Source organism: Kribbella jejuensis (assembly GCF_006715085.1).
In the GTDB taxonomy this organism is placed as follows: domain Bacteria; phylum Actinomycetota; class Actinomycetes; order Propionibacteriales; family Kribbellaceae; genus Kribbella; species Kribbella jejuensis.
Map to the genome: position 1 here is coordinate 1,248,543 of NZ_VFMM01000002.1, position 12,003 is coordinate 1,260,545.

Consider the following 12,003-nt stretch of genomic DNA (forward strand, 5'->3'; position numbering starts at 1 on the left):
GACTCCCTAGTTCCGCGGTCCGCCGGCGACGTACAGAACCTGGCCGGAGACGAACCCGGCCTCCTCGCTGCAGAAGAACGACGCGGCGGCGGCGATGTCCTCCGGCTTGCCGGTCCGCTGTACCGGGATGCTCGCGGCGGTGGCCTTCTTGAACTCCTCGAAGTCGACGCCGACCCGGGCCGCGGTGGCCGCCGTCATGTCGGTCTCGATGAAGCCCGGGGCGATCGCGTTCGCAGTGACGCCGAACTTGCCCAGCTCGATCGCCAGCGTCTTCGCCAGCCCCTGCAGGCCGGCCTTCGCGGAGGCGTAGTTCGCCTGGCCGCGGTTGCCGAGCGCCGAGGTCGACGAGAGGAAGACCATCCGGCCGTACCCGGCCTCGACCATGTGCGCCTGGCACGCCTTGGACATCAGGAAGCTGCCCTTGAGGTGCACCGACATGACGGTGTCCCAGTCGTCCTCGGACATCTTGAACAACAGGTTGTCGCGCAGCACACCGGCGTTGTTGACCAGGATCGTCGGCGCGCCGAGCTCGGCCACCACCCGCTCGACCGCGGCGCTGACCTGGTCGGACTTGCTGACGTCGGCACCGACGCCGATCGCCTTGCCGCCGGCCTCGGTGATCGCGTTCACGGTCGCCGCGCAGGCGCCCTCGTCGAGGTCGATGACGGCGACGGCGTTCCCGTCCGCGGCGAGCCGCTGCGCGACGGCCGCGCCGATTCCCCGGGCCGCACCCGTCACGATCGCCACCCGCTGCTGCGTCATTCACCGCTCCAATCGGTCAACTGGTCTGCAGAAGATGACATTACCCACGGTCTGTCACGCGGGAAGCACCCCGGATGACATGATCGCCGTGTGGATCATCACAACCGGTACGTCTACCACTGCCCGCTGCGCTGGGGTGACATGGACGCGCTCGGGCACGTGAACAACGGCCGGTACGTCGACTACCTGCAGGACGCGCGCGTCGACTTCCTGTTCCGGACCGCGAAGGAACTCGGCGCCGACACGCTGGAGACCGGGCTGCTCGTGGCCCGGCACGAGGTCCGGTACCGCGCGCCGCTGCACTTCCGCCCGGAACCGGTCCGGATCGAGCTGTGGATCTCCGAGATCCGGGCCGCGTCGTTCACCGTCGACTACGAGATCCTCGACGCCGAGCCGGAACGCCGTACCTATGTCGAGGCGAAGACCAAGCTGGTCCCGTTCGACTTCACGGCCAACCGCCTGCGCCGGATCACTCCGGAGGAGAAGGTCGCCCTCGAGAAGTTGGTAGGTCGCTGATGTTCACACACCCGGTGCTCGTCCGCTGGTCGGACATCGACTCCTACGACCACGTCAACAACGTGCGGTACTTCGACTACCTGCAGGAGGCGCGGATCGCGTTCCTCGCCCAGGTGATGGGCACGACCGGGGACTACTTCGCGCAGTACCCGTGTGTCCTGGTCAGCCAGACTGTGGACTACCTGCGGCCGATCCTGCTCCGGCACCCGCCGTACGACGTGGATGTGTGGATCGTCTCGGTCGGTACGTCGTCGTACACGCTCGGCTCCCGGATCGTCGACCGCAGCGGCGCGTCCGACGACGTCTACGCCAAGGCCGAGTCGGTCCTCGTCGCGGTGGACGGTACGACACACGAGAAGCGACCCCTCGGAGACACCGAAAAGGCAGCCCTCCTCAAGCACGTTGTCACGACTTGAGAGACTGGATCCGAGATGACCGAGCAGCAGAGTTTCTACGACGCCGTCGGTGGGGCGGACACCTTCCACCGGTTGGTGGCCGCGTTCTACCGCGGTGTCGCCGCCGACCCGGACCTTCGCCCGATGTACCCGGAGGAGGACCTCGGCCCGGCCGAGGTGCGTTTCCGGATGTTCCTGGAGCAGTACTGGGGCGGCCCGAAGACGTACTCCGAACAGCGCGGGCACCCGCGGCTGCGGATGCGGCACGCCCCGTTCGCGGTCACCCCGAGCCAACGGGACAGGTGGCTCGGCCACATGCGGGCCGCGCTCGACGAACTCGGCCTGACGCCCGAGCAGGACGAGCAGATCTGGACCTACATGGTGATGGCCGCGCACAGCATGGTGAACACCGACGAACCGAACTACCCCGGCATGATCGACATGTCCGGGCGCTGAACCACCGCTTAATCTTCCAGAAGGAGACAACACGAGCATGGCTACCATCCGTACGGCGAAGGCTCACTGGGAAGGCTCGCTGATGGAGGGCGCCGGCCAGGTCGCCCTGGAGTCCTCCGGTGTCGGTACGTACGACGTCACCTGGGCCTCCCGCGCGAACGACGCCAACGGCAAGACCAGCCCGGAAGAGCTGATCGCGGCCGCGCACTCCACCTGCTTCTCGATGGCGCTGTCGCACGCGCTGGCCCAGGGCGGTCACGCCCCGACGTCGATCGACACCCAGGCCGACGTCACCTTCCAGCCGGGTGAGGGCATCACCGGGATCAAGCTGTCCGTGAACGGCAACGTCCCGGGCCTGACCGCCGACGAGTTCGCCGAGTTCGCCGAGGGCGCGAAGAAGAACTGCCCGGTCTCGCAGGCGCTGTCCGCCGTCCCGATCACGCTGGACGTCACCTTCACCGCCTGAGATTCCAGAAGACAGTGCCCCGGCGAGGTCTCGCCGGGGCACTGGTCTGTCTCAGCCGTGGAACTGGGCGATCACCTTGGTGAAGTCGTACGGGTTCTGGGAGATCCCGCTGCACGAGTCGCCGTCACCGCCGCCGGAGCACGGGCGGTCCCGGTTCACCGACCAGAAGGTGAAGCGCGCCAGGTGGTGTTCCTGCGCGTACGTGAGCAGCGTCTTGAAGTCGGACAGCCGGACGGTCTCGCCGGCGTCGTCGGTCTTGCCGTTCATCGACGAGATGCCCATGTGCCGGTACGCCTCGTCGTCGGTGTAGCCGTACGCGCTCTTCAGCCGGGCCTTCAGGCCTTCCTCGGCCTTCTCGGTCAGCGTCGCCATATTCGTCGAACCGCCGCCGAAGTCGAACGGCATCAGCACCCAGCCGTCGTTGGCCAGCCCCGCGGCTGCGCCCTTGTTGATCAGGTCGACGCCCGACGCGTCCGGGCCGGTCTGGTCGGTGCCCATCGTGATGTACGCCTTGAGGCCGGGGTTCTTGCTCTTGACGGTCTTCAGCGCGCTGATCACCCGCTGCCGGGCGGTCGCGCTGTGGAACTCGGTGTCCTCGATGTCGATGTCGATCGCCTTCAGCTGATAGGCGTCGATCACCTTCTGGTACGCCGCGGCCAGTGCGGAGGCGGAGCTGCACTTCTCGCCGAGCTTGTTCCCGGACCAGCCGCCGAACGACGGGATCACGTCGCCGCCGGCGGCCCGGATGCTGTTGATCGCGGACTGGTCCGAACCACCGGTCAGCGCCCGGTCGCCGTCCCACTTCGGGTTGCAGCCGCCGTCGGACAGCACGAACGCCAGCGTGAACCACTTGTTCCCGGCGGCGTTCATCACGTCGGTCGGCTTCTGCGGATCACCCCAGCCGAGATACAGGTACGGCGCTGCGCCGATACTGGCCGTGTCCGCCTGCACCTGCGGACTGTGCGTCGTGCTGGCGTGTGCGACGGACGCGAAGCCGGTCGCCAGACACGCGGCGGTCACCGCGCTCACGAGGATCTTCATGACTCTCCTTGGATCGGGGGCGGTCAGAGTCTGCGAAATCAATAGGAAGGTTTCCTAATGATTCCGCTCGATCATGAACCCACCGATCGCGAGGCGTCAACAGCTGACTACTCGTCGGCCTTCGCTTCCTCTTCCTTCTCCGTCGCCGAGCCGACGCCGGAGGAGGAGTTGCTGTTCGGATCGCGGGTGGTCAGGTTGCCGACCCGGAGGACCTCGCCGTTGCGGACGTACCAGGTGGTGCCGTCCTCGCCGCGGAGCGTGGTGATCCGGAGGCCGACAGCGACCACGACGCCGGTCGCCTTCTCCATGTCGATCAGGTCGCCGACCCCGTACTGGTCCTCGAAGATCATGAACACGCCGGCCAGGAAGTCCTTCACCAGCGTCTGGGCGCCGAAGCCGAGCGCGACGCCGATGATGCTCGCGGACGCGATCACCGGGAGGATGTTGAACCCGAGCTCGGCGAGCACCATCACCACCAGGACGGCCGTCAGCACGATCGTGACCGCGCTGGTCAGCAGGCCGGCGATCGTCTCCGCGCGCTGCGTCCGGCGCTCGTTCGCGAGGGTGTTCTCGACGAACTCCTGCCCGCGCTTGGACTTGGCCAGTACGCCGGCTACCGCGCCGCTCCCGGTCCGGCGGGCGAACCGGCGGATGACCTTGTGCAGCAGCCAGCGGAGGACGAAGAAACCGATGATCAGACCGGCGATCCGGGCCGGGACGACCACGATCTGGTCGGTCACCTCCAGCTTGCCGTCGTTGCCCATCCGGAAGAAGGTGGGGAAGGCCTGTGGCAGCGAAAACAGGGGGTGACTGACTAGGGACACAAGGTAGCTGGTCAGAATAGGCATCTCGCCGCCTGATGTTAGTAGGGCTGACAAGGAGACGGAAAACATGTCGAGCCGGCTGGACGACGAGCTTTCGAGGCTCGTGAGCGCTGGTGTGCTGCGCCAGTACCAGGCCGACTCGATCCGGGATGCGGCCGATGCGGAGCTCGACGCGGCCCTCGCGGACCCCGGGCGGCGGTGGCAGCCTGCGGAGCCGTCCGGCGAGCCACGGGATGCCGGGCAGGCGCAACCGAAGGGTCCGCCCGCCGCGACGCACCCGAACGCGCTGGTCGAGGTGCTCGGGTACATCGGCGGGGCGCTGCTGCTCGGCGCGGTCGCGCTCCTGACCTTGGCGAACTGGGGCGAGATGGGCCGGGCCGCCCGGGTCAGCACCGGTACGACGGCCGCGGTCGTCCTGCTCGGCGTGGCCGTCCTGCTGGCGCTCGTCGGGCGTCGCCGGCAGCTGAGCGCCGCGCTCGCGTCGCTGGGCTGCTGCGTTGCCGGGTTCGCGACGTTCGTGGCGGTCGAGGGGGAGGCCGGCCGGGTCGCCGGGGTGATGGTCGCGCTCGCGCTCGCGGCCGGTGGACTGTGGTGGCTGAAGGAATCCTCGTTGCTGGTGGCAACTTTTGGGATCCTGGCTGTCGGTGTGTTGGTGATCACCTCCGACGTCCTCACTCCGGACAGCGGATCGGCCGCGAACAGCGCAGGGATCGCCGGGACCGGGTTCATCATCGTCGCGTTCGTCTTCGCGATGCTCGGCATGGTGCGCGATCAGGTGACGTCGTGGTCACTCGCCGGAGCCGCGATGTTCAGCTCGTCGATCTGCTGGCTGGTCCAGGAACGCGGCGAGATCATGGCACTCGCCGTCGGTACGGCGGGCCCGGCCGCGCTGCTCGTCGCCTACGGGCGCATCAAGCACTCGGCGTACGCCGTGGTCGGCTGCGCGATCCTCCTGGTGATCTGGCCGATCTCCCTGTACCAACTGACCGACAACCTGGGCGGCGTAGCGATCGGCCTGGTCGTAGCAAGCGGTGTCCTGCTCCTGGCCGTCCTCATGCTCAGCCGGCGGCGTTCGAACGAGTAACGCAACGCGCGCCGTTTGGCCGTACCTGCGGTTGATACGGCAGACTCGCTGGGGTGACAGCTCCTACTCCGGCCCTTGTCGAGCTTGCAGTCGCCCATGGCGTGGCCACGGAGTACTGGGACTGGCAAGGCGAGCATGTGATCGTCTCCAGTGAGGTTGTCTCCGATGTGCTCGCCGCTCTGGGCGTGGACGCCTCCACGCCCGAGAAGGCGGCTCTCGCTCTGGCGGAGCACCGGCAGACGCGCTGGCGTCGTACGTTGCCTCCTACCGTCGTGATGCGACAGGGGTGGACCCCGTGGTTCGCCGTGCACCTGCCACACGGGTCGACGGCCGAGGTGTGGGTCGACCTGGAGGACGGCGGGCAGCGGCGCGACCTCCCGCAGCAGGACCACTGGGTCGAGCCCGAGTGGGTCGACGGCGTCCAGGTGGGCGAGGCGACGTTCCAGCTGCCGGGGGACCTGCCGATCGGCTACCACCGGCTGTGCGCGCGGATCGGGAGCAGCCCGGAGATCTCGGTCAGCACGCTGATCGTCACGCCGAAGAAGCTCCACCCCGAGAAGCTGCACCGCACGTGGGGCTGGGTCCTGCAGCTGTACTCCGTACGCTCCCGTCGCTCCTGGGGTATCGGCGACCTGCACGACCTGGGCGACCTTGCCGCGTGGTCGGCACACGACCTGGGCGCCGGCTTCGTCCTGGTGAACCCCTTGCACGCGGCGGAGCTGGCCGGCCGGATGGAGCCCTCGCCGTACCTGCCGGCGTCGCGCCGCTTCGGGAACCCGATCTACCTGCGGATCGAGGACATCGACGAGTACGGCGACCTCGCGCCGATGGAGCGGGACCAGGTCCGGGCGTTGGCGCTGCAGGCGCGGGCGCTGAGCGAGGACGTGACCGCGATCGACCGGGACACGGTCTGGGCCGCGAAGCGGGAGGCGCTGCAGATCCTGTTCCGTGTCCATCCGTCGGTGGGGCGGATCGCGGAGTACGGCGCGTACTGCGACCGGGAGGGTCAGGGGCTGATCGACTTCGCCACCTGGGCCGCGATCGCCGACGTCCACGGGCCGGAGTGGAGCAAGTGGCCGGAGGAGCTGCAGGAGCCGGCGGCACCCGCGGTTGTTGCTTTCCGCAACGAGAATCCGGACGCGGTGGAGTTCCACTGCTGGCTGCAGTGGCAGCTGGACGAGCAGCTGGGCCGCACGCAGGCGCGGGCGAAAGCAGCCGGGATGTCGCTGGGCGTCGTCCACGATCTGGCGGTCGGGGTGCATCCCGATGGCGCCGACGCGTGGGCGCTGCAGGACGTGCTCGCGCGCAACATCCACGTGGGCGCTCCGCCGGACGCGTTCAACCAGCAGGGACAGGACTGGTCACAGCCGCCCTGGCGCCCGAACGCCCTGGCCGAGACCGGGTACGCGGCCTGGCGGGAGCTGGTGCGGGCCGTGATGCGGCACGGTGGCGGGCTGCGGATCGACCACATCCTCGGCATGTTCCGGCTGTGGTGGGTGACGTCTCCGGAGCGGCCTACTGAGGGCACGTACGTGCGGTACGACCATGAGGCGCTGGTCGGGATCCTCGTCCTGGAGGCGCAGCGCTCCGGGGTCACCGTGATCGGCGAGGACCTCGGGACTGTTGAGCCGTGGGTACGGGACTACCTCACCGAGCGGGGCGTTCTTGGTACGTCGGTGCTGTGGTTCGAGCGTGACGCCAACGGAAAGCCGCTGGCACCGGAGCGCTGGCGCGAGCTGTGCCTGGCGACCGTGACGACGCACGACCTCCCACCGACAGCTGGGTACCTCGCCGGCGACCATGTAGAGCTCCGGAACCGCCTGGGGCTGCTCACACGACCTGTGGCCGAGGAGCTCGCCGTCGACGAGGCAGACCGCGACGCGTGGCTGAACGCGCTCCGCGAGCGCCACCTGCTCAGCAACACCGACGGCGACGTCGAGCGCATCGTCGAGGCGTTGCACCGGTACGTCGCGCACACGCCCGCGAAGCTCGTCGGCGTCGCGCTGACGGACGCGGTCGGCGAGCGCCGTACGCAGAACCAGCCAGGGACCACCGACGAGTACCCGAACTGGCGCGTCCCGCTCGGTGGTCCGCACGGCGATCCCGTCCTCGTGGAGGACCTCCCGAACAACCTTCGCCTGCGCCGGCTGATCGGTGCGCTGAACATTTAGCGACCGACGTTTCGGCAATATCTTTCGTGGGAAGTTCATTCCTTGAAAAACCGCCCCGTTTTCGAGGAGTGTCCCCATGAAATCTTTGCTCCGTCGGATCCTTGTTCCGCTGGTCGCCGTCGCCGTCGGGCTGCTGCCCGGCGTGGTGGTGATCGAGCAGGCGTCCGCCCTGACCAAGCTGACGCAATCGCAGGCCGCCTCGATCTTCCGGGCCGCCGGCATCACCTGGTCGTCCAGTGGCAACTGCACCAACCGCAATGTGGCGACCTGCACGTCCTTCGAGCAGATCAACGACAGCACCGTCTACGGCGTACGCACGCTGAAGACCGCCAGCGGGTGCGCGATCAACATCACCGGTGGCACCGAGACCGGGCACGCCAGTGGGACGTACAGCCACTGGAACGGGTACAAGGTCGACATCTCCAAGTACACCTGTGTCGGGAACTACATCCACAACAACTTCGCCCGGATCGCCGACCGGGCCGACGGCTACCCGCAGTGGAGGTCCGGAGCCGGCAACATCTACGCCGACGAGGGTTCCCACTGGGACATCACTTACTACAACTGCGGCGGTTGCTGACAAGAGAAGAGCTGCCGCGCTTCGCGCGGGTTGTGGTGAGGGACTGCGGCGGTTGCTGATCCCGCTGTCTGCTGCTGGAGGGGCGGTGGCTCCTCCGGCAGCAGCGGGGTACTAGGCTTCGAGACGTGATTGCTGAATTGTCCGGGCACTCGTTGCTGGTGTTCGTCGGGATTCCGGTGCTGGTGATCGCGGTGGTGGCGTTGCTGACGTTCGCCTCCTCGATCGCGAACGGCCCGCGGTACCGTCCGGGACTGTCCTGGTGGGCACCGCCGGTCTGGATCAACGGGCCGACCGCCACCAAGCCCGACCCCGCGAACCTGCCCGAGCTCGAGCCCGCTCCGGCTGCCCCCGCGACCGCCGCCGGCGTCGCCCGCACGATCGGAGGCGCAAGTGCCAGCTGGTGACGCATTCACCCCCGACCAGCTCCACGACATCGAGCGCGCGGTCCGCAACGCCGAGGAGGCGTCCGGCCTGCACTTCTCGGTCTACGTCGGTGGCGCCGACTCCGAGACCCGCCCGTTCGCGATCGAGCTGCTGAACGAGCTCGACGACCCGGACAGCTCCGTCCTGGTGTACGTCGACCCGGCCGGCCGCCGGCTCGAGATCGTGACCGGCTCGCTGGCTCGCCGGCAGCTGTCGGACTCTTCCGCCGGGCTGGCCGCGCTGACCATGCAGACGTCGTTCGCGACCGGTGACCTGGCCGGTGGCCTGGTGACCGGCGTACAGCAGCTTGGTGCGCACGCGCACCAGCCACCGCTGCTGCACGCGAACAACGAGCCGCACAAGCTCTAACTGTGGCCGCACTGCAGCCGCGTCGCATCGACCTCGGCGACGTGGTACTCCGCCCGTTCGTCGCGTCCGACGAGGCTGCAGTGGCTGAGGCCCTGCAAGACCCCGGCATCCTGCGGTGGACGGCCGGGACCGCCGTACTCAGCTCACCTGCGGACCTGCGGGCCCGCAGGTGGCTGGAGCCACGGATCGACAGCTGGTCGCGTGGCAACGCTGTCTTCGCGGTAGCGGACAGCGACACCGACAACGTGATCGCCAGCGTCACGCTGCGGGACGTGCACCGCGTACCCGACCAGGCCGTCGCGGCCTATTGGGTGAGCCCAGCGGTGCGTGGCCGCCGGCTCGGTGCGCGGGTCCTGGATGCAGCTGCCCGCTGGGGCTTCGCGGCAGACGGTCTGCGCCTGCATCGCATCTCACTGGACCACTCGCTCGTCAACGAGGGCTCCTGCCACGTCGCCGTACGCGCCGGCTTCCAACTCGAAGGTGTGATGCGCGACTACTACGTCGAGCCGACAGGGCATCGGCACGACTCGCACCTGCACGCGCGGCTCGCGACTGACGCCGTACCTCAGCCGGCCGGTTCGTAGGTCGGGCAGGCACTCGAGTACGCCGCCTGCGTCCGCGGGTCCTGGCAAAGGTTGAGCATCTGCGCCGAGGACGTGCCAGGGCCGAGGTAGACCACCCACGTGCCGGTGACCGGGGTCAGTGAGCTGTCCGTGAGTCCCGGGTACTGCCCGTTGACGAACATCGCCTTCGCGGGGATGCCGGCTCGCGTGACCCTGCTCGCGGTGTCCCGGGCGCTCTGCTCGGCGTCGGCCGGGTACTTGTCCAGTACGGCGATCCACTGGCCGTGCTTGAACTTCGGCGAGGTCGGGCCGGTGTCCACCGGCGGCGGCGTGACCGGCTGAGCCTTGGTCGACGGCTGGGTCACGGTCGGCTTCGTCGTCGCCGCGACGGGTGGCTTGCGATCGCCCTTCGTGACGGTGCCGGTCGCGCTCTGCGCCGGCGCGGCGGCTCCGTTGTCGGTCCCGGAACCCATCCGCAGCCCGTCGGCCGCCGGCCCCTGGGGCGAACCCCGGGTCAGGATGTATCCGAAGACAGCAGCCAGCGCGAGCCCGGCCACGATGCCGGCGCTGACGGCACTGCGCGAACGCTGTTTCTTCCGCTTCCGGTGATCGGCGCGTGTCACAGCAGGGCCCCTCCCCAGATCGCCCCAGTCTGATACATCCGGTGCAGCTTAATCCGAACGGGCGTATAAGTGAGCCTCTTTCAGGTGGCAAGAATCTCTTTCCGGACAGGGAAATCGCGCACCGCACCTGTCTCCTCACGGTCCGCTGACCAGCGGTCGTTTGACTCTCACGCACCGAGTTCGTGTGCTTGCGGATCCGCAATGTCTTGACCTAGACAGCGCTCTAGTTGGTTGGCTGCGGTCATGCGTTATCTGACGATGGGATCCGACCCCGCGCGACAGCGCCGGGTGAGCACGATCGCCCTCGGGGCGATGCTGATGGGAACGGTGACGGACGAGCAGACCTCGTTCGCGGTCCTGGACCGGTACGTCGAGGCCGGCGGCACGTTCATTGACACGGCCAACAACTACGCGTTCTGGGTCAACGGCACACAAGGCGGCGAGTCCGAGCAGCTGCTCGGACGCTGGCTCAAGAGTCGCGGCGTGGGGGACGACCTCACGATCGCGACCAAGGTCGGTGGGCGACCGCCGCGACCGGCCAAGCAGCTGAGCGAGCACCTGGAGGGCCTGTCGCCGAAAGTGGTCAAGGATTCGTTGGCGCGGAGCCTCGACAACCTCGGCCGCGACCACGTCGACCTGTACTACGCCCACATCGACGACTACGCCACGCCGCTGGAGCAGCAGGTCGAGACGTTCGGGACGCTGGCGAACGACGGCACGGTCGGTCTGATCGGGCTGAGCAACTACTGGACCTGGCGGCTCGAGCGGTACCGGGCGCTGGCGGCCGAGGCAGGACTGCCGTCGTACGACGTCCTGCAGTACCACCACACGTACTTCCGGGCCCGGACCGATCTCGGTGGGCTCCGCTCGAAGGACGGCAGCATCGGTGTGGCCGACGGCAACCTGCTCAGCTACTTGCGGGCCGAGCCGGGCCTCACGCTGGTGGCGTACTCACCACTGATCAGTGGCGGGTACGTGCGCGCCGACAGGCTTGGCGACGAGTCCTACGATCACGCCGGTACGAGAGTTCGCAAGCTCGCGCTGGACGAGGTCGTGAAGGAGACGGGCGCCACGGCGAACCAGGTGGTGCTGTCGTGGCTGACGGGCGGCGACATCCCGACCGTGGCGCTCGTCGGTGCGTCCTCGGTCGCGCAGATCGAGGAAAACCTTGCTGCGGCCGATCTGGAACTCACAGCGGATCAGCGGCAACGCCTCGACGCAGCAGGTCACAACTAGGTCCCGGAGGGGATCCCGTCGTACCGGACCTTGGGACGCGTGTCGAGGGCGTCGTCGAGCCACGCGTCCACGTCGACGTCCGCCGACAGGATGTGGTTCACGTACGACGCCCGCTCGTGGCTGAGGACCTCCAGCTCCCAGACGCACGGTGCGGCGCCGATGGGGGCCGGGCGTAGGTCGCCGACCTCGATACCGCTGAAGATGCTCAGCCGGGACTGGAAGTCGCGGGCCCAGCTCTGCACGACCAGGTAGATACCGTCGTCACCCAGGTGCAGTACGACGACACCGAGACCGACCGAGCCCATCGCGTCGTCGAAGTCGAGCTGCCGGGTGGCAGTGCCGCGCGCGATGTCGACCATCTCGTCGTCCCACTGCCGCCCGCGCGCCGTGATGATGTACGGCTTCACCAAGCGGTGTGGGTATCGCCAGGGCATCAGGGGAGTGACGGGCCGGGGTCGGTACGCCTCTGCGAGTCCGGTCAGCGCAACAGCTGC

16 protein-coding genes are annotated in these 12,003 nt (G+C 68.3%); 11 read left to right on the forward strand and 5 right to left on the reverse strand.

Going from position 1 to position 12,003, the window contains the following annotated elements; translation table 11 throughout:
* Positions 1 to 6: 6 nt before the first annotated feature.
* Positions 7 to 762 carry an SDR family oxidoreductase gene (locus FB475_RS26030; protein WP_141859165.1) on the reverse strand — a complete coding sequence of 252 codons (756 nt, stop codon included), beginning with the start codon at positions 760 to 762 and terminating at the stop codon, positions 7 to 9.
* 90 nt (positions 763 to 852) lie between these two features.
* Here FB475_RS26030 and FB475_RS26035 point away from each other — a divergent pair, with 90 nt between their 5' ends.
* Genes FB475_RS26035 through FB475_RS26050 form a run of 4 tightly spaced genes read left to right on the forward strand, consistent with a single transcriptional unit; the run spans position 853 to position 2,595 of the window.
* Positions 853 to 1,278, forward strand: a complete 426-nt coding sequence (locus FB475_RS26035) for an acyl-CoA thioesterase (RefSeq protein WP_238332413.1) — start codon at positions 853 to 855, stop codon at positions 1,276 to 1,278.
* Positions 1,278 to 1,694 carry an acyl-CoA thioesterase gene (locus FB475_RS26040; protein WP_238332414.1) on the forward strand — a complete coding sequence of 139 codons (417 nt, stop codon included), beginning with the start codon at positions 1,278 to 1,280 and terminating at the stop codon, positions 1,692 to 1,694. Before FB475_RS26035 ends, FB475_RS26040 begins: the two co-directional genes overlap by 1 nt.
* 15 nt (positions 1,695 to 1,709) lie before the next feature.
* Entirely contained in the window at positions 1,710 to 2,129 is a 420-nt protein-coding gene (locus FB475_RS26045; protein ID WP_141859166.1) for a globin, read from the forward strand.
* A 37-nt stretch (positions 2,130 to 2,166) separates the two neighbouring features.
* Positions 2,167 to 2,595 (forward strand): OsmC family protein, encoded by a 429-nt coding sequence (locus tag FB475_RS26050; RefSeq protein ID WP_141859167.1) that lies wholly within the window; start codon positions 2,167 to 2,169, stop codon positions 2,593 to 2,595.
* Between the two features lie 51 nt (positions 2,596 to 2,646).
* Here the strand turns inward: FB475_RS26050 and FB475_RS26055 are convergent, their stop codons facing one another.
* Together FB475_RS26055 and FB475_RS26060 are read right to left on the reverse strand one after the other, a co-directional pair.
* Positions 2,647 to 3,636, reverse strand: a complete 990-nt coding sequence (locus tag FB475_RS26055) for a chitinase (RefSeq protein ID WP_141859168.1) — start codon at positions 3,634 to 3,636, stop codon at positions 2,647 to 2,649.
* 107 nt (positions 3,637 to 3,743) lie between these two features.
* Entirely contained in the window at positions 3,744 to 4,400 is a 657-nt protein-coding gene (locus tag FB475_RS26060) for a mechanosensitive ion channel family protein (protein WP_238332415.1), read from the reverse strand.
* A gap of 127 nt (positions 4,401 to 4,527) precedes the next feature.
* Between FB475_RS26060 and FB475_RS26065 the strand changes: the two genes are divergently transcribed.
* The 6 genes from FB475_RS26065 (at position 4,528) to FB475_RS26090 (ending at position 9,671) form a co-directional block, all read left to right on the forward strand.
* Positions 4,528 to 5,544, forward strand: coding sequence for a hypothetical protein (locus FB475_RS26065; protein WP_141859170.1), 1,017 nt, complete (start codon positions 4,528 to 4,530; stop codon positions 5,542 to 5,544).
* A 53-nt stretch (positions 5,545 to 5,597) separates the two neighbouring features.
* Entirely contained in the window at positions 5,598 to 7,715 is a 2,118-nt protein-coding gene (gene malQ, locus FB475_RS26070; RefSeq protein WP_141859171.1) for a 4-alpha-glucanotransferase, read from the forward strand.
* Positions 7,716 to 7,791: 76 nt separating this feature from the next.
* Positions 7,792 to 8,295, forward strand: a complete 504-nt coding sequence (locus tag FB475_RS26075; protein WP_141859172.1) for a hypothetical protein — start codon at positions 7,792 to 7,794, stop codon at positions 8,293 to 8,295.
* 125 nt (positions 8,296 to 8,420) lie between these two features.
* Entirely contained in the window at positions 8,421 to 8,699 is a 279-nt protein-coding gene (gene ctaJ / locus FB475_RS26080; RefSeq protein ID WP_141859173.1) for an aa3-type cytochrome oxidase subunit CtaJ, read from the forward strand.
* Positions 8,686 to 9,087 (forward strand): DUF5130 family protein, encoded by a 402-nt coding sequence (locus FB475_RS26085; RefSeq protein WP_238332416.1) that lies wholly within the window; start codon positions 8,686 to 8,688, stop codon positions 9,085 to 9,087. The genes ctaJ and FB475_RS26085 overlap by 14 nt, the downstream gene beginning before the upstream one ends.
* A gap of 2 nt (positions 9,088 to 9,089) precedes the next feature.
* Complete coding sequence (locus FB475_RS26090; protein WP_141859175.1) at positions 9,090 to 9,671, forward strand: GNAT family N-acetyltransferase; 582 nt, start codon at positions 9,090 to 9,092, stop codon at positions 9,669 to 9,671.
* On the opposite strand, the gene FB475_RS26095 is transcribed toward FB475_RS26090, so the two are convergent.
* Entirely contained in the window at positions 9,653 to 10,273 is a 621-nt protein-coding gene (locus tag FB475_RS26095) for a hypothetical protein (RefSeq protein ID WP_141859176.1), read from the reverse strand. The two genes, FB475_RS26090 and FB475_RS26095, sit on opposite strands and share 19 nt — an antisense overlap.
* 243 nt (positions 10,274 to 10,516) lie before the next feature.
* Here FB475_RS26095 and FB475_RS26100 point away from each other — a divergent pair, with 243 nt between their 5' ends.
* On the forward strand, positions 10,517 to 11,509 hold the full coding sequence (locus FB475_RS26100) for an aldo/keto reductase (protein ID WP_141859177.1): 993 nt from the start codon (positions 10,517 to 10,519) through the stop codon (positions 11,507 to 11,509).
* On the opposite strand, the gene FB475_RS26105 is transcribed toward FB475_RS26100, so the two are convergent.
* Positions 11,506 to 11,943 (reverse strand): hypothetical protein, encoded by a 438-nt coding sequence (locus FB475_RS26105; protein ID WP_238332417.1) that lies wholly within the window; start codon positions 11,941 to 11,943, stop codon positions 11,506 to 11,508. The two genes, FB475_RS26100 and FB475_RS26105, sit on opposite strands and share 4 nt — an antisense overlap.
* Positions 11,944 to 12,003: the final 60 nt, after the last annotated feature.

Bases quoted from the DNA above. Each gene is read 5' to 3' on its own strand.
- FB475_RS26030 (WP_141859165.1), bottom strand. From the start codon at position 762: ATGACGCAGCAGCGGGTGGCGATCGTGACGGGTGCGGCCCGGGGAATC.
- FB475_RS26040 (WP_238332414.1), top strand. From the start codon at position 1,278: ATGTTCACACACCCGGTGCTCGTCCGCTGGTCGGACATCGACTCCTAC.
- FB475_RS26045 (WP_141859166.1), top strand. From the start codon at position 1,710: ATGACCGAGCAGCAGAGTTTCTACGACGCCGTCGGTGGGGCGGACACC.
- FB475_RS26050 (WP_141859167.1), top strand. From the start codon at position 2,167: ATGGCTACCATCCGTACGGCGAAGGCTCACTGGGAAGGCTCGCTGATG.
- FB475_RS26055 (WP_141859168.1), bottom strand. From the start codon at position 3,636: ATGAAGATCCTCGTGAGCGCGGTGACCGCCGCGTGTCTGGCGACCGGC.
- FB475_RS26060 (WP_238332415.1), bottom strand. From the start codon at position 4,400: ATGGGCAACGACGGCAAGCTGGAGGTGACCGACCAGATCGTGGTCGTC.
- FB475_RS26065 (WP_141859170.1), top strand. From the start codon at position 4,528: ATGTCGAGCCGGCTGGACGACGAGCTTTCGAGGCTCGTGAGCGCTGGT.
- FB475_RS26075 (WP_141859172.1), top strand. From the start codon at position 7,792: ATGAAATCTTTGCTCCGTCGGATCCTTGTTCCGCTGGTCGCCGTCGCC.
- FB475_RS26100 (WP_141859177.1), top strand. From the start codon at position 10,517: ATGCGTTATCTGACGATGGGATCCGACCCCGCGCGACAGCGCCGGGTG.
- FB475_RS26105 (WP_238332417.1), bottom strand. From the start codon at position 11,943: ATGCCCTGGCGATACCCACACCGCTTGGTGAAGCCGTACATCATCACG.